The 17,890-nt window shown below is 39.4% G+C and carries 16 protein-coding genes; all 16 read right to left on the minus strand.

The window, feature by feature from the left end; all coding sequences use genetic code 11:
* Positions 1-19: 19 nt before the first annotated feature.
* The 16 genes from GJV22_RS12885 to GJV22_RS12960 all read right to left on the minus strand — a co-directional run bounded on the left by GJV22_RS12885 (position 20) and on the right by GJV22_RS12960 (position 17,871).
* A complete protein-coding gene (locus tag GJV22_RS12885) occupies positions 20-1,201 on the minus strand; it encodes an OmpA family protein (RefSeq protein ID WP_163714034.1) in 1,182 nt (393 codons plus the stop codon).
* 610 nt (positions 1,202-1,811) lie between these two features.
* Positions 1,812-4,925, minus strand: coding sequence for a cytochrome c biogenesis protein CcsA (gene ccsA / locus GJV22_RS12890; RefSeq protein ID WP_205461859.1), 3,114 nt, complete (start codon positions 4,923-4,925; stop codon positions 1,812-1,814).
* Positions 4,926-5,062: 137 nt separating this feature from the next.
* On the minus strand, positions 5,063-5,554 hold the full coding sequence (locus tag GJV22_RS12895; RefSeq protein ID WP_163714053.1) for a cytochrome c family protein: 492 nt from the start codon (positions 5,552-5,554) through the stop codon (positions 5,063-5,065).
* A gap of 152 nt (positions 5,555-5,706) precedes the next feature.
* Positions 5,707-7,209 carry a NapC/NirT family cytochrome c gene (locus GJV22_RS12900; protein WP_163714057.1) on the minus strand — a complete coding sequence of 501 codons (1,503 nt, stop codon included), beginning with the start codon at positions 7,207-7,209 and terminating at the stop codon, positions 5,707-5,709.
* Between the two features lie 258 nt (positions 7,210-7,467).
* Positions 7,468-10,236 (minus strand): cytochrome c3 family protein, encoded by a 2,769-nt coding sequence (locus GJV22_RS12905; protein ID WP_163714059.1) that lies wholly within the window; start codon positions 10,234-10,236, stop codon positions 7,468-7,470.
* A gap of 149 nt (positions 10,237-10,385) precedes the next feature.
* Positions 10,386-11,033, minus strand: coding sequence for a cytochrome b/b6 domain-containing protein (locus GJV22_RS12910; protein ID WP_163714062.1), 648 nt, complete (start codon positions 11,031-11,033; stop codon positions 10,386-10,388).
* Positions 11,034-11,038: 5 nt separating this feature from the next.
* On the minus strand, positions 11,039-11,968 hold the full coding sequence (locus GJV22_RS12915) for a cytochrome c3 family protein (protein WP_163714065.1): 930 nt from the start codon (positions 11,966-11,968) through the stop codon (positions 11,039-11,041).
* Between the two features lie 142 nt (positions 11,969-12,110).
* Positions 12,111-12,980 (minus strand): DUF5777 family beta-barrel protein, encoded by an 870-nt coding sequence (locus GJV22_RS12920; protein WP_163714068.1) that lies wholly within the window; start codon positions 12,978-12,980, stop codon positions 12,111-12,113.
* 23 nt (positions 12,981-13,003) lie between these two features.
* Positions 13,004-13,393, minus strand: coding sequence for a hypothetical protein (locus GJV22_RS12925; protein ID WP_163714070.1), 390 nt, complete (start codon positions 13,391-13,393; stop codon positions 13,004-13,006).
* A 79-nt stretch (positions 13,394-13,472) separates the two neighbouring features.
* Positions 13,473-14,489, minus strand: a complete 1,017-nt coding sequence (locus GJV22_RS12930) for a hypothetical protein (protein ID WP_163714072.1) — start codon at positions 14,487-14,489, stop codon at positions 13,473-13,475.
* A gap of 138 nt (positions 14,490-14,627) precedes the next feature.
* Positions 14,628-15,353 carry a Crp/Fnr family transcriptional regulator gene (locus GJV22_RS12935; protein WP_317168697.1) on the minus strand — a complete coding sequence of 242 codons (726 nt, stop codon included), beginning with the start codon at positions 15,351-15,353 and terminating at the stop codon, positions 14,628-14,630.
* A gap of 215 nt (positions 15,354-15,568) precedes the next feature.
* Positions 15,569-15,778: a zinc ribbon domain-containing protein gene (locus GJV22_RS12940; RefSeq protein WP_163714076.1), complete on the minus strand. Its 210-nt coding sequence runs from the start codon at positions 15,776-15,778 to the stop codon at positions 15,569-15,571.
* On the minus strand, positions 15,775-15,972 hold the full coding sequence (locus tag GJV22_RS12945) for a hypothetical protein (RefSeq protein WP_163714078.1): 198 nt from the start codon (positions 15,970-15,972) through the stop codon (positions 15,775-15,777). Before GJV22_RS12945 ends, GJV22_RS12940 begins: the two co-directional genes overlap by 4 nt.
* Positions 15,973-16,046: 74 nt before the next feature.
* Complete coding sequence (locus GJV22_RS12950) at positions 16,047-16,892, minus strand: SPFH domain-containing protein (RefSeq protein ID WP_163714080.1); 846 nt, start codon at positions 16,890-16,892, stop codon at positions 16,047-16,049.
* Positions 16,893-16,992: 100 nt separating this feature from the next.
* Positions 16,993-17,208 (minus strand): hypothetical protein, encoded by a 216-nt coding sequence (locus tag GJV22_RS12955; RefSeq protein WP_163714082.1) that lies wholly within the window; start codon positions 17,206-17,208, stop codon positions 16,993-16,995.
* A gap of 69 nt (positions 17,209-17,277) precedes the next feature.
* Positions 17,278-17,871, minus strand: coding sequence for an RNA polymerase sigma factor (locus tag GJV22_RS12960; protein WP_163714084.1), 594 nt, complete (start codon positions 17,869-17,871; stop codon positions 17,278-17,280).
* Positions 17,872-17,890: the final 19 nt, after the last annotated feature.

The raw sequence follows: 17,890 nt of genomic DNA on the forward strand, positions 1-17,890 counted from the left end.
TATTATATAGCTTATTAAATTACTTAACAATGAAAGTAGCTCTTCTAGCTAATTGACGAGCTTGAGTTGAACTCTTGTCAACACTTGTGTCTTTACCGTTACCAACAGCACTTAAACGAGCACCGTCGATTCCAGCTTCAGTCAACAATTTAACAACTGCATCAGCACGTTTTTGAGATAACTTTTGGTTGTAGTCATCAGAACCTAATTCGTCAGCATAACCTTGAACTTCTACTTTAGCACTTGTATTTTTCGACAAGTAAGCTTTCATGAAGTTAACAGAGTTAGCAGAAGCACCTTGTACTTTTGTGCTATTAAAGTCGAAATAAACGCTGATGTAACCATCGTTAACCAATTTCTTAACAAAGTCATCATAGTTATCAGGAGCAGGAGCATTTTTCAATGCATCAACATCCTTACTCAACTGATCAACATCGCCTTGAGTTTTATCTAAGTCTGATTTCGCAGCTGAAGTATCTTCCAATGTTTTCACACGTTGATCCAATGCTGCAATTTTAGAATCCAAAACTTGATATTTTGCATCATCTCTCAAGTACCAGTCAGCATGTGAACTGTTTTTACCAAGATAGATTGAAAGACCTACAGTTCCGTTGAAAACAATACCTGTATTATAGCTGTTACCAGGTCCACCATCGAAACCAGCTTGTTGACGAACATTTGCCATTGCTGTTCCATCAAAGTTCAGTGCAATACGGTCTGAAAGTTTTACCTGAGCAGTCACACCACCCATAACATTACCAACATAGTCATCTGACCATCCGGTACGCTTGTAATCTAACATGCCTACACCAACACCACCGTGTGCGAGTAACCCAAGTGTGTTAGTCCACGTTTCAAAATTCATCAGACGTCCCAAATTAAGAACTCCTTCTAAATCCAAACGGTAGTAATTGCTTTTGAAATCCATGCTTTCATCAGCTTCTTGAAATTGGTTATAACCAAATCCAAGTTTCATACCGAACGTTTCACTCATCATGTAACGAGCGCCAATTTCAGTAGCTAAAAATCCTGGAGTTGGAGACCAATACCCTGGAGTGAAATTACGGTATGGTTTTGTTAAACCTACACCCGCGTCAATTGACCATTTATTAAACTTTGCTTCAAAGTCAGAGCTATCTTGACTATAAGCCCAAGTACTTGCGAAAGCAATTATCGCAACTAGTAAAAACTTCTTTTTCATAAACTAATTTTTAGATATTAATTCGATTTTGATTTTTCAACATAAGAATTAAATGGAGTTTTTTATTCCTCCTGTTTATTTTATTTTAATTCTCGTTATACAAACTTAAAAATTGTTGTTCCAAAAATCTCAAAATTTAGATATGTTTTAGGTTCAACATTTTTTGCTTAAACATATAATTTTCGCTGCAAAAGTATAAAAATGTTTCAAATGCCAAGCAAATAAAACACTTCTCTGTCTTAATTCATCTAATTTTTTTAACGATTAAATCTATACTTTACAAAAGTAAAAATACATAATCTTTTATGAAGAATTAACTTCCCGAGAGTACGAATTTCATAATAATTCATAACGAATAAGATAGAGGAAACACTAAATATTTTGTTTACAAACTATTACAAACAATTAAAGCTAAGAAAAAATGTCCATTTTTTTACCGAAAAATAAAAAAAATGTTCAATAGTCTATCTATTATTATTTTTATCTTAATAATAGAATCAATATCGTTTTTTAGCAGACTCGTTTTGCCGAAAAAACACATCCTGTTTAATAAAATACTAAAAAACAGGATGTTGAAAATATCAGCGATCTTTCTTAATTACTCTAATTTTTACTCTTCAAGATTTATCACTTTCTCAGCTTGACCATATTTCTTCTCTGAAATAGCGGCAAATACTCCAAGTACTAGAATAACGGCAACGGCAATATAAATACCAGATGGCACCGGTGGTGGATCCCCTTGCGCATACGAGTGCATACCCGACAGATAATAGTTCACGCCAAAGAAAGTCATCAGTACAGAACTAAAACCAACTAGGGCCAGAAAACTCAAAACATAGTGACTATACAGTCCGGGAACTTTACGCAGGTGGATAATAAAACTATAAACAAGTATGGTAACTAAGGCCCAGGTTTCTTTGGGATCCCATCCCCAGTAGCGTCCCCAAGATTCATTTGCCCATACTCCACCGATAAAGGCGCCAATAGTAAGCAGAACCAATCCCACAATCAATGCCAACTCGATCACAATAGCTATCTCAACAATTGTAAATGATATTTTCATCCGATTCTTATTCGTTCTAAAAGTCATAAAAATCAGATTGAGCATCCCTAATAAAGCAGCGATTCCCAGAAATCCGTAACTAGCGGTAATGACTGCAACGTGAATGATCAACCAATATGATTTAAGCACAGGAACGAGGTTGGTAATTTCAGGGTTCAACCAGCTCATACCGGCAACCATTAATATTAACGCAGTTAATATTGACGTAACAGCCAGCGTAATTTGTGACTTTTTCAAAAATACAAAGCCTGATAATAACGTTGCCCAACCAATATAAAGCAAAGTCTCATATGAATTACTCCAGGGTGCATGACCCGAAATATACCAGCGAATGGCTAATCCGGAGGAATACAATACAAAAACCAGTACGACTAGCCAGTTTCCGATAACCAAAATGCCCTTCAAATTCAATTTGGGACTAAAAACAGCCAGCAAATGCACGATGAGCAAACCCAATCCCAACAGAGCACAGACCTTTGATAGCCATCCAAAGATATTGAGGTTATTGTACAAGATTTCCAATTTCACTTTGCTGGTTGGCAAGATCAGTTCAGAACCATGTTCATGTTGAAAATCGACTATTTTCTGAAGCGATTTAGTTGCTTCGGTAAAATCTCCGGACAGCATCCCAACCTGAAGGTTCCCTAAATAAGAGGTCATCAGAAGATCTTCTGCTGCTGGGTTCGCCCGTGCCCCTTTATAATAGTCTGTTTCAGTGAGCCAGGTCTGATTCGTGTCATCCCGATCGGGAAAAACCCGAAGAAAGCCTCCATTATATATCTGGAAACAAATGTTGACACGTTCATCAACATTAATAACTTCTTTGTCAAATTTGTTCCTGCTATTGGGTTGCTTTTGGTAAGCCTCATCAACTAACGCTCGAAGCTTATAACTTCCCTGTCTCAAATCGACCAGTTGGTTGAAACTGGCAAAAGGCCCTTTTACACCCAATTTTGATGCAAGCTCTGAATTTGAAACCTTAATTAGAGGTTCATTTTTCCATGCATTAGGCATGGCACTCATCCCCATAAAAACTTCAGTGGCAGAAAGGCCACTGTAGGAGTTCTTCCGTGTCAGTTTCCTTAATACCTCCGAGGCCAGCGTATTTACTGGTTCAATCCGCCCTTTACGGTCCTGAACCAATAATTTATCAAATGCTGAAACATGTTTCTGATCGATTTTAACATCTGCTGCTTGCGCTCCCACAAAAACAGGGAACGACAGAAATAATAGCAGTAAAAGTGTGAGATGTTTTCGCTTCAATTCCTTCACTCTCGAAGCACTTCTCAATAAGAACTGGAAACGACTTTTCTTATTGAAGAACGAAAAGACCATCCCAATAGCCATCAACAAGTACCCCAAATAAGTCACCATTGTCCCCAAACGGTCGAAACTAACCGATAGCACTGTTCCCTTTTCGTCGGTGTCATACGAGGATTGAAAAAAGCGATAACCACCGTAGTCCAAAATATTATTCATGTAGATACGAAATGGTTTTTCAAGGTCATTCGAACGATCGACTAATGTAACTTCGCTGGCAAATGATGAAGGGCTCATTGATCCGGGGTACCTCTCCAGCTGAAATTCATTCAACCTAAGAGCGAAAGGAAGCTCAATAATTTTAGCTCCGTATTGAATTTTATACTGAATCCCGTTTATTGAACCAATAACTGGATCACTCTCCGTTCCCTTTTTCCCGAAGACCACAACCTGATGACTTTGCTCACCCATTTTCACATTCATCAGTACGCCATCCAACATTGAACCGCCATTATTTCCTTCGGCACTTGTCAATACTTTGCGCCCTCTTGCCTGATACGAACGCAAGACAAACATATCCTCCCCCACTTGAAACATATTCTGGGTCGTCAAAGCATATTCTTTTCCAGGTAGAAAAGGCTCAACATACTCGCCGGTCATTTTAATAACCTTCAAGGTATCTGATGGGATAATCACTAATTCGGGGCCTGACCTTTTGATCAAAATGGACGTTCCAGGAACTTCGTCTTCAAACGAAACCGTGAAATTGTCGAAATAAGCTGATTCGCTTTGAGACAACGTTACATTCTTGCGGACTCCTTTATCAAGCACAATGAATTCGATAGTGGGCAAACCGGTTTCGTCGGCTACAACAGATTGAACACCATTAGGAACAAAATCAACTATCTCTAATTCCAATTCCTGATCACCAACGTCAACTGATTTTTCAAAACCCGCATAGGTATATGGAGACAACGATACGGGCCAGTCTTCATTTACAGACTCTCCGGTACTTGATTTAGCTTCCAGCTGGATATAGGATTGAGTCGTCACTACTTGATTACTGGATTCTCCTTCACGAATATGCATATTTCCTTCGTAGCTATAAAAACGTGTAATTCCCGCACCGACAAGCATAATAATGAACGCAAGGTGAAACAAAACCATGCTCCATCTTTTCAACTTAAAAGCTTTGTAGTAGAACATCCCCCCAATCAGGTTTATTCCGGTTAAGCCCAGCAGGACTTCAAACCAAGTGGCACCGTAGATTAATATTTGAGCCGTTTGTGTTCCATAATCGTTCTCAATAAATGTGGCATAGGCAATTGCAATTGCAAAAACAACCAGCAAACAAGAAGTGGTAATCATGGAAAATAAAACAGCAGATAATTTCTTCATCATAGTTCTGTTGATATTTATAACCTCTAAATATTCGAATTTAAAATTTCAGAGCTGTATACTCAATAAAAAAAACTCCCTTGTTTATTGAAAACAAAGGAATTTTTAAAGTTTTGGTTTATGATTACGATTTTTATCTCTTATTTGACCTGTGGATCTGGGTGAGCAATTTTCTTAGAGTACTCCTCATAATTAAATCCTTTATAGTTCGGACTCTCCTCATTATGACACTTCTTGCAGACATCGGCTGTAGGTAAAGTCATACCTTTTGATAATGCTAACTTTTGATTCTTCATAATCCCGGCTGACTTGTATATGCTACCCGGGCCGTGACATGATTCACAAGACACACCCTCTTCTACCGTAATGGTAGCAACCAAACTCTGGTCTACACTTGCAGCTGTTGAGTGACATTTCAAGCATTTTGGATCCTCTTTTTCAGCCCCTTTCAAACTTTCCATTGCTTTAGCATGAGGACCTGCCTCCCATTTGGCATATTGTTCGCCGGTTGCAGGTTTGTTGTGACACATTTTACACTTAGAGGCACCGATATATTTAAAACTCTGTGCTGAAGCAAAAGAACCGATAAACAATATCAGTCCAAATAAAAGCATCAATTTTTTGTAATTCATAGTTTCCATTTTAGTTGATTCATATCTCATTTTAATTCTATCATATTCCATGCCATCTATTTCATTTCTATGCCCTTTTGAGCTCTTCTAAATTTAAAACTTTAAAACTAATCGCCAAAACTTTTTGCTGTATCACACAACAGCAAGCAGTTTTAGTAAAGCGCTGAATGGCAGGTAGAACAATTCTCTGTTCTCCACTCCTCATCAATATCGACCGGATGTTTAAAATCAAGCGATTCAAACGATGCGGAATACTGAATACTATCAGGAGTTCCCTGCGCTAAAATATCATGACACAAGTTGCAATCTTTGGAAATAACTTTTCCCGATTCAGTCGCGTGGCGATCGTTGTGGCACCGAAAACATCCGTCGGTTTCCATATGCCCGATATTATTCGGATAATATTTCCAACTTGCATTCATTTCCGGAAAAATATTATTCGCATAATCTTGCTGTATTGTCGCAATTGCCTGATCTACCTCGGCTCTTCTGTTTTCCAAGATATCAGGATCAGTCATCTCATAATATTCATCCACCTGAGTTTTGATTGCATAAAATGCACTGTCCTTGGTCGGATAGTCCTGGTTAAGCGCCAGCATAGCCAGCAGCTTAATACTTGGCAATGTTTTCGAAAATTGCCCTTCAGCCATCGATTGATCGATAAAGTTTTGAGGTGCTTTATAATCATGAGACGGCCTGTTATGACAGTCCAAACAATCCATAACACGAGTATCGAGCGAATCCAATTCTTCGGCGGTGAGTATATTTTCACTATCGGTATAAATTTCGGTCACGCCTGTTTTGGTATTCGTATATTTCACCCAAGGAATTACCTGACGGTTTTCTACCGAAGTTTTATACTCAATTTTCACGTCGGGACTGATGTGCTGGTGAATCCCTTTCTCCATCCCGTGAACCGTATTTTTTGAACTGGTCTTGATTTGTAAATGAATAATATTTTCCGTGTTCTCATCATCTGCCAGAAAGCTATGCTCAACCCGTAGTTTACGATCATAAAACTTTTCGGGCCAGTGACATTCTTCGCAGGTTTCGCGCGCAGGACGAAGGTTATGAATTGGTGTTGGGATTGGTGTTGGATACTTGTTGGCCAAAACAGAGTAAACCTGGTACAAACCAGACATTTTACTTTTCACATACCAACTTGCACCGGAACCTACGTGACACTCTACGCAGGCCACACGTTCGTGAGCCGAACCATGATAAGTGGTGTATTCCGGTTCCATAACCTGATGACATAATTTACCGCAAAACTCAACGGACTCGGTATAATGGAAAGCTTCGTAACTACCAATGGAGGAAATAATCAGCAAAAAAACCGTTCCAACAATAAATATGATTGAGGCATTACGAACAGCAATATTATTAAAATCGACTATTGGCCAGCTTAACGTTTTCCCTTCAGCTTCAGCTATTCGTGCACGTTTTCGATAAATCCTCATTCCAATCGGAATCATAAAAAGACCAACAAACATGAAGATTGGAAGCACGATGTAAATGAACAACCCAATGTAAGAACCTCCAAATCCGAAAACGGCGTTCAGTACCATTAAAGACAAAATGGAAGCCAGATTAAAAACGGCCAAAAGTGTTCCGGTAATGGAGATCCAATTCTTAATTGATGCTGGAAGTTTCATAATTTTTAAAATTCAAAGTTTAGATTCACTAGGCCTATACAATGTTGAAGAAAATAAGCAAATAATTCAAGCTAACTGCCTAATTTATACAGCGTCTACATAAGACACAATAATGAAATTATGCTTACAATTTAAATAAATAAACCCAGATAAAAAACGTTTATAAAACATTCATTAGAGACTATTAAATAGCACATTAGACACAACAAAATCGCTATCTACAGCAAGTCTTCGACATAGCAAATTCTGCCCATCTCATTAATGAAAGAACATTGAAAAAGTGATTAATATCACTAACACAATTCCGGTGAACAAGGCTGTGAATCCAAAAATCCGTATCCATTTCATTTTATGAGCCGAAAATTCCTTTTCGACCATGTATTCCTCCAGTTTACCTGAACTTTTCAGTTCTTCAAATTCCCGGGGACGCACTGCTTTAAATTCCTTTAAAGAAACATGTCCGGTAAAGATCACGGTATCCATTGGGAAAGATTCAGGTCGAAGGTGCGTGTTGAAAAAATGAATAGTAAAAATGAATCCCACAGCGAGCAGCGCTTCGTCACTGTGAATAATTTGAGCCACATTGATGAGCCACCCCGGGAATATTTGAGTGAAAAATTCGGGGAACCAGAGCATTAAGCCGGTCGAACCGATTACGACAACGCCCCAAAAAACAGCAAAGTAGTCGAACTTCTCCCAATACGTCCAACGTCCGTAAGAAGGCTTCGGACCAATTCCGGTAAACCACTTTATCGATGCCCAAAAATCCTTAACATCCTGCTTGTTAAACATCAATGAATCCGGGTTGAAAATAAAGGATCGAAAGCTTTGCCCCTTTTCCTTCTTCGTTTGAATAAGCGAAACCAGATGGTATATAAAATACCCAAAGGTTGCAATGGCCGCGAAACGATGAATAATTCCGGCGACAAATGCACCGCCAATCAACCGAGCCAGAAATTTAGCCCATTCCATATAAGCAAACTTCAGCATCATTCCTGTTAAAGCCAACAGAATAAAAGTAATAATGACGCAAATATGGGTTATCCGTTGGCTTTGAGTGAATCGGCGAACGTACACTTGTTTGCCCTCAATTTTTGCATGCTTCCGGTTTTTAAGCATGACCCCAACCGATCGGGGCAACCACAATAGCGTATGCAGCCCAAAAAATGCGAAAACACTGAGTAACAATGAGGTCATCACCCAAAATGTATAATACAACCAAGGGAATTTACTTCTGTTATAATGAGTGGCATGTGTCAGATAACCGGTAAACTTCATGTTTGCATCAACATGGCATTTTCGACAAGTCTGAACAATGTTCCGCGGACCAATCATGGAATTCGGATTATCCATGCGCAGAATATTATGAGCGCCGTGACAATCGGAACAACGAGCGGCTTGCAAGTATCCTAACTGATAAACTTTACCATGATAGGTTTCCAGGTAAGTTTCGGCAAGTTGCTCATGACACTTTCCACACTGCGCGGTGATCTCTGCCATAAATTTATCCTGATGAACTTCTGAAATATGATGAGCCGTGTGGCACGTTTCGCAAGTCGGAAACTCCATTTTGTCTTTCGTTTCGTGATAGGCATGATCGCTTTCCCGATATTCATCGTAAATACCTTTATGACAACGTCCACAGGTGGCCGCTAAATTCGCAGGATAAACTGACGATCGAGGATCAGATTCCTTTAACTCGGCATGAGCGGTATGACAATCGATGCACACAGCGACAGACAGCAGACCTTTTTCCTGCAAACTCTTCCCATGAACACTGGTTGAATAATCAGCCAATGCATTCGACTCTTTAAGTGCAATCCCACCGTTTGCTGCCCTTCCGTCCTTTCTATGGCAATTACCACAGAGCTCGGGAATAGACGACCGGAAAACAAGCGAACTTTCATCCGCCTTGTATTTGACCAAATGCGTTCCATGGCAATCGGTACAATACGGAGCATTTTCATCCTTTGCAAAATAAGCCTGACCATGACCACTGGAGAAATAAATGTCAGCCTCTTCGGCATGGCAGTTCGAACAATCTACCTTCCCGGCGCTTTCGCATGGTCGCTTCAGGTTGGCAGTCACATCAGAGTGACACTTCACACATGTAATATTATTGTGTGAGGAACTGGCCAATTCATTCACATCAACCATTAACGAAACCATTGAGTCCCCCACGGTTTTATGAACGTCTTCCTGTTCATGGCAATTTAAGCAGGTTTTATCGGAGATGGTTTCTAATATATTCTTTAACTCCACTTTGTGCGGGGGATGACAATCGGTACAGGCTGGAATGGCACCGGGCTTTTTCTCCCACAGTTCTTTATTGATGATCTTTAAGTGAACATCTTCAATCCGGACATGACACTGCATACAGGTTTTAGCGATATTCCGGGGAGAGGTTGTGGAATTCAAATTCGTGTGTGGTAATATCAGGTGATTTCCATGACAGTTGTTACAGGTTGCGGTTACCATCAGACCACTCTTAAACAATCCTTTGCCATGAATCCCCTGGCTGTAATTCTCAATAATATTGTGTTCTGAAATGTTATAATTATTGGCAACAGGTGCTCCTTCCTGGTGACACCGCCCACACAACAGCGGAATGTTCATTTTATACGTTTTGGAACGAGGATCAGCAGACCTCAATATCTGGTGAGTACCATGACAATCTTTACAGGTCGGAGAATTCTTATCGTTCCGTTTAAACGCGATCCCGTGAATTCCTTTATTAAATTCGACCATCGCTTCGTCGTGACACATCCCACAATCAACCGGACTTAAATTCTCGGGATGCGGGTAATCTTCAACAGCAGCGTCGAAATGGCACGAGGCACATTCAATCTGTTCGTGTACTGAATTCTTCAGTGCATCCGGACGGATATACCGGGACACTTTCCGCCCTGCTTTCTCGGCATCGAGTTCCGGATCATCGTGACATATAAAGCAATCTTCGTCCGATTGTCCGTGGACAGAACTCAAGCCTCCCAAAAGAACAAAAAGTAACACCTGAACTATTTTCATAATTCCGATATTACTTTTCGCTGGCAGCCGTTTAAAATCGTTACAATATGCTCCCATAATCGGTGTAAATTATTTTTCCCTACACCTCAATCTCTCTCCTCAAGTTATATTCTACATTCAGTTACTTGTTATTGAAAATCAACCTGATGCTATTTTGTCCCGTTAGATCCATTGTTTCCCGTTACGTGGTGCCAACCTGTTACAATACTTTTGAAATTATCGAGCGGATTTTTACCAATAGACGCAATATACAGATGAATAATCAAGAAAATCGAGATGAAAAATCCTAAGGCTGAATGAAAGACGGCAGTCATAAATATCCCGCTCACGTTATAAACCTTTTCGATAATCAGTTCCGGAAACAAAAGTGCAAACCCGGTGATGATCACACAAGGAACAGCCAGATACATGGTTAATATGTATGTATACTTTTGCAAAGGGTTGAATTTTCTTTTTTCAGATAAAGGATATGGAGCTTTCATTCCGTGAAACATTCCCCAAGCATAATAATAGGCTTGCTTAATCGGTCGTTTCAGAAATGCTTTCGGCTTTACAATGTAGAACTTCCCATTCTTTGTAAACATGTTTCCAAAGAAATATAAGAGATAATTTAAAGTCACTGTAACACCGGCAGCATTATGAATATCAATCGCTTTATCAAAAGGAACGACAAACCAGGACTCAACTCCTGACTGCAAACTAATTCCTGTAATTATTAGGAGAATAATGCCAATAGCATTGATCGCATGCCAAATTCTTAGCCAAAGTGGATAATAGTATATCTTATCGGTTGCCATTTCTTCTATTTTTTTAGAATTCTGAAAATTACATGAACTAAAACTCCTCCAAGTACACAAATCAATATCACCACACTCAGCCACTGCAAGAAAGGCACCTGGTGTGTACCAATCACATAGGAATCATTGGATATGATATTTCCCAGGACCCCTTCACTACGCTTCTGAAGGTTTTCATATTTGTAAAGAGATGCCTTTAACTTGGAATTGCCCGAGTGGCATTCAATACAATTCCGCACAGCCTGTGTCTTAGGTCGAATATTGTGAGAAACCATTAAACTATCAGTGACATCAGTATGACACTCAATGCAGCGAACATTTTCAAAGTGCAGTTGCTGATTGGGCAACCAGCGGTGAACCTGAACCAACTCTGGCTTTTCACGCCCTGCAACCATTTCGTAACGCTGCATATTGGCATGACAAGTCAAACACATCTTATTGCTGTAGTCGACAATTTCCTTAACATTCTCGGCAGTACGGGCAATTGGTCTATAGGTGTGTTGGTCGTGACATTTAGAACAGTTAAAACTCTCTCCATAGGCGTCGAAGTGTACACTTTTCTGTACTTCCTCATCAATGCGTTCAAATTGATACGAAGCAAACGTCTCATCACCTCCGTGGCAGTCTAAACATGTTGCCAAGGGCTCCAATTTTAGATTCGCTTGATGGGGATATGTCGAATACTCATAGGAATGACAATCCGTACAATCAAATACCTGGTGAACACCAGTTCGCATAGCGACAGTGTCCAACACATAATAGGGGTTCATCATTCGCTTCTCTTCGCGATCCATCAACTCGTTATGGAACGAATATGAAGTGTTCGAGTGACATTTTAAACACTGATGCTCTTTCGGATCATCGTAGTATTGCGCTTTCGCCTGCGTTAGCGATCCAAGGCAAGTAGCTAATAATATTATCAATAAAATCCTCATTGATGCTTCGTTTATTTAATTGGTTTCAGCTTGTAATATCTTTTTATTTTCTTTTGTCTCTTTTTCTGAACTGCCTTTCAGCTAAAAATGGTAATACCTCACTAGTAGATATTACCATTTTCAAATAATAAACTCAACTAGCTTACCACATCCACAAACGGGTAATAGTGAATCCAATAGCAAAATTATCTTTCGAAATCGACCTGCTATTATTAATCATTGTGTTCTGCTGCAAAATACTACCGGAGTTACCCGCATAGATTGAGAAAATGTGGGTATAAGTAGATATTTCATAACCGAATGCCAAAGTTGGTTTTGGCTTATATTGCGGGTTATACGAAGCCTGCTCTGAAATCTTATCAATACTCAAAGGAGCATCATAAGTACAAAGAATTGCTCCTTGCGGAGTTACTTTAATTCGCCCGTTAATATGCAATCCAACGCGGTCATGATCATAGTATTCGTTTACCAGGTTTGCATGTGAGAAGCTCACTGCTCCTTGCAAAGAAAGCCAATCAGTAAATTTACGTCCAACGATAAGTTGGCTGAAATAACTGAAACGCTCATTAAACTCAATTCCTCCATTTACGGCGTCCTTGTTTCTACCGTCAATACCCATATTACCATATAGTGTGACAAACACCGGAATTTTATTGCTTGCGGTTTGTGAAAGAACATTCCATTTCAAGTTAAAATCCGGAGTCATCCGATACCTTGAAATACCTGCGCCAATCTGTACATTCTCCACAGGCACATAATTTAATGCCAAGCGAATGTCAGAAGCAGAGCTGTAGACACCCCACAAATCCGAATGACCATTCTCAATCGTACCAAATTTGTGTTGAATTGCAAATTCCAAGGTTTTGGCTGACGGAATATAGGAAGTCTGATTATCAATAATCATAGAACCGGCAAAAACATCGGTAACAGGACTATCACTCTCTTCTTCCTGAGCCCACAAATTAGTGCAAATCAACAGACTCAATAGAATGAATAATATTTTATATTTCATAGTTTGATTTCTTTTAATTTCCACTAATTATTTTCAGCTCCCTGTTCAACCCAAACCCTAATGTATTCCACGTCAGCGGCTGAAAGATGTCGTTGAGTGTGACTATTCGAATCTGGACCTACGTGAGTTATGATATAACTCTGCTCAGGATTGGCTTCATCAATATATTTCGATCCTTTAAGGCTTTGATATGCATTTGCCTCCGTCAAATCAGGAGCCTGACTTCCGGGCTTATGACATTGTATACACTGTGGCGAGCCAGACGAAAAGATAGGAAGAATGTCCGTTCCAAAACTAACTGGTTCGTCAGTTGGAATATCCGGTATCTCGTCTGCAGGTATAAACTCGTACTCGCAAGCAGTAAACATCATCCCCAAAAGAGCAGCAAAAAGATATAATTTATATTTTTTCATATTCGAAACTTTTGCTTTTTAAATAGTTAAAAAAAAGCTTCTGTTTTGCAAGAAGCTTTTTTTATATATCAACCTTCTCTTATTGGAGAGCTTCAATCGTATTCTTTAGGATGGCAATCACATAATCTGGGTTATGTGCTCCCTCACTCTTATCTTCTTCAACAGCGATATAGTTATAGAAGCCACGAGCAACATTGACAGGATATGTGCCGGTAATAACGTGTCCATCATCACCAAGTACTCCTTCAGTTACGAGAATGGCAGCAAGCTCATCCATAAGGCCTTCAATTTCAGTTTGCTTTCCGTTGATATCAAAATCATCAACTTCTCCGTGGCATTGGGCACAAGCATCTAAATAAGGCTCAGCAAATGTGTGTGCTCCCTCGTACATGTGACAAGTAGTACATCCGGCAGTTGCGTGTGTAGCAGCACCAACACCCGGAACAGTTGCTGTTCCGTCAAACTTGTACAAACCAATCCCCATTAAAAGGGTTCCCTGAGGACCATGGTGTGGACCATAGTGAGAACTTGTAATTTCAAAATTACCATCACCATCAGGCGTTGGAGCGGCGGTTCTAGGTTGGTGACAATTTGCACACAAATTAGATGCATTTCCATAGTCGATCGTAATTGTTGGATCAATAATCAACTCAACAGGATCTGTAGTCCGAACAAATACGGCGTTGCCGTCCTCATCCTGGAAGGTCGGCATATCTCCATGCGAGTGACAAGCATTACAAGTTATAGAATTTGAACTGGTAGTTGTGTCCGCAGCAGAGGTTTCAATAAAGGTTATGAAGCCTTCATTGGAGTGGCAACGAGAGCAAGATTCTCTCCCTCCCGCATATGCAAACGAAGTACCGGTAGCGTGAAGCGAAGATGCAAGTTCTGATTTGATTGGATCAACGACTGTCGTACTATGGCACTCCATACAAAATGCAGTTCCATCGGCACCATCAGCACCATCGACACCATCAGCACCAGCTGTACCATCTTGTCCATCCAGCCCTGCCGGACCTTCTTTCACACATGAGGGGATAACAAACAGCAACAATGCTGCAATTGTCAACAAGCGAATTATTGTTCTGATTTTCATAGTATAAGGTTTTAACACTTCAATTAATTCAAACTCTATAATCAGGTTAGATTACAGGGTTTAAAGTTATAATTGAAAATAATTCCGTTACTATGAGAACAGGTGATATAAGGAGCAGTAAAAATTGACATATGTCAATCAGCCATTTTTACTTATAATCAGGAGGTCATCTTCTTTTAAGATTTCAATTTCGCGCCTCGTGTGGCGCACAATTCCGGACAACTCCAGTTCCTTTAAACTTCGGATAAAACTCTCCTTTGTCATACCCGACATTTCGGCCAATTCCTGCTTATTCAGGTTACAATTGAAAGGGTTGGTTTGATAGATCTGATTTTTCAAATAAAGCAACGTATCCGCAACCCGGCCTGGCATATATTTCTGCGTTAAACCAACCAGGCTTTCCAGCATTTGAATATTTTGTCGGTTGTTATATTTCAACAATTCATAGGCGAAACGACTGTTGCGTTCCAGCAGTGTATGCAAGCGGTCCGAATCAATAAAACAACACTCAACCCGGGTAATGGCAGTAACAGTAAAATGGCGAACATCATCACTAACAACTCCTCCGGCCGTAATCAGACTGTGATTAGCCAAAATTCGCAAGATGACATTCTTACCTCTGTCACTTTCAGCAACCATCTTGGCCATTCCTTCTTTTAAACAAACAAAATGAGTCGTTGATGTTTTTTGCTTTATAATCGTCTCACCGGGGTTAAAAACAATATTTTGCTTACACTGCATGAGATATTCCAACTCATCAGCCGATAACATTTTGAAAATAACTGCCTCATTGTCAGGGAAACAATTTACACAGCAGCTCTTTCTGCACGTTATACAATCCTTCTTTTGTGAATCATCAAACATTGGCTATCAATACTTATGTATAAGACTACATTTTTGCATAAATACATATTAAAAGTATAAGAATTTATGAGAAAATAATCTTTTTAAAAGTAGAATAATTCAATGTTTCAAATTAGCATTATAATCCTATCTGAAAGCTAACAACTTAACAAAAACGAAAATCCCACCTATGCTATATAACACAATGCAGAAATTATGACTCCGCTAAGTAGATATCAGTTACCCAGGAAATCAAAAACGTTAGCAATTTTGCCACTTTTCTTACCCTTATAAAGCTCAGTATAGCCACAGTTTGAGCAGCTAACACTGGTATAAATCCGATTTTGGATGTTAAAAAATCGCGTAAATCCGGTGCCTGTCATTCCAATTTGATCTATTTCAGCTTTCTTATTTCCGCATTTAATGCATTGATATGCTTTTTTCATAATTTCTGATTTTTAGAATCTGAAGATTTATTTCGATCCGGGCTTTCCCGTTTTCGGCCAGCCTCTTTCAATGCTTTATTAAAGATCCATTCCAATTGCCCGTTTACGCTCCGAAATTCGTCGGCTGCCCATTTCTCCAGAGCAGCGTAATCTCTGGGATCAATGCGTAAAACGAATGATTTCTTTCCTGCCATATGCCTCCTCCTGCTATTGCATGCCCATTCTAAAATTAAATCCGGTCATGCAAAATTCAACCAACAACATGTTCTTAATAAATACTACCCGTATTCACAACTGGCGTTGCTTCTTTATCACCACACAACACGACCATTAAGTTACTCACCATCGTCGCCTTCTTCTCTTCATCCAATTCAACAATTTTCTTCTTGCTCAATTCGTCCAAAGCCATCTCAACCATACTTACAGCGCCTTCAACGATCTTAAACCTGGCCGCAACAATCGCAGTCGCTTGTTGCCTCTTTAACATAGCCTGGGCAATTTCCTGCGCATAAGCCAGATAGTTTATGCGCGCTTCCATCACCTCAACTCCAGCAATTTTCAACCGATCGGTTACTTCCCGTTCCAACTCTTCATTCACTTCTTCACCGCCGCTACGCAGAGTAATCTCAGCATCTTCATCTTCAAAGTTATCATATGGATATAGTCCGGCCAATTTCCGTATCGCCGCCTCCGTTTGAATAGTTACAAAATGCTCATAATCGTTGACATCAAAAGCAGCTTTAAAAGTCTCCTGAACCCGCCAAACCAACACAACGCCAATCATGACAGGATTGCCAATTTTATCATTCACTTTGATCGGTTCGCTATCCAAATTCCGCGCACGCAACGAAATTTTCCTCTTAGCAAAAAAAGGATTTGTCCAAAAAAATCCGTTTTTACGAATAGTCCCCTTGTAATCGCCGAACAAAGTCAGAACAGAACTCTCATTGGGATTTACGACAACAAAACCAGGAACAAACAAAAAAAACAGAAATATAAGTAAGCCCGCAGGTAATGCGAGCCCGCGGGTGAACCCGAGAACAACAAGCAAAACAATCACTAATTCAACAGCAACGATAACATAGCCCGAAATTGCAGAATAAGTTTTTTCCATGACTTCAAATTTTAATTCATATTAATATCATTTTGATATCACTAAATTAAAATAAAAAAGCATCTTTTTCAAGATGCTTTTCAATATGATTTTCTGAAAATCAATTCAAATTAAACTCTACAAAACCAATTGATTTTGTTTCAACGGTATCGTAGGTTTCTGCAAATTTCCGGATATTATCTAAAACCTTACTTGCAGGACCTTCAATCTTATCAGATGAATGTATTTGTTCAGCATTAACCAATTCACCTACTGATTCAGAAAGATCATCTTCAGACATAACTAAAAATTCAAACCAGGTAAATGTTCTATCCATAAGCATTAATATTAATGATTAACTCATACAACCTTAACGCTTATGCAACAACAATATTGTTCCTGAGTTCTAAATCTTTGTTAAAAGTAAATTATTCTTTTCGATGATTTTCCGCAGGTTAATCAAGGCATAGCGCATACGCCCCAACGCCGTGTTAATGCTAACATCTGTACGATCTGCGATTTCCTTAAAGCTTAATCCAAGATAATGTCGCATAATAATTACTTGTCGTTGGTCATCCGGCAATTCATCAATCAACCGACGAATATCAGCTGTAATTTGCTCAAATACCAACTTCTCTTCAATATTTTCATCTGAAAACTTTGAAGAGTTAAACAAGTCATACTCTGAATCTTCGTTTGAAAACGTATTCAGAAGCCGTTCCTTGCGGAAATGATCGATTATCAGGTTGTGTGAAATCCGCAACACCCAGGAAATAAATTTCCCGTTCTCGGTGTATTTACCAGTTTTCAACGATCGGATAACTTTGATAAAGGTATCCTGAAAAATGTCTTCAGCCAACGCCTGATTTTTTACAATCAGAAAGATGTACGTGTAAACACGACTCTTGTGTCTCTGAATAAGTGTCTCAATTGCGGATTGGTCACCTCCAATGAAGTTTAGAACGAGCGTATTGTCGTTCTCTACAGTAGTGCTGAACATTACTTTCTATTTAATACTT

The organism is Mangrovibacterium lignilyticum, from assembly GCF_010882175.1.
In the GTDB taxonomy this organism is placed as follows: domain Bacteria; phylum Bacteroidota; class Bacteroidia; order Bacteroidales; family Prolixibacteraceae; genus Mangrovibacterium; species Mangrovibacterium lignilyticum.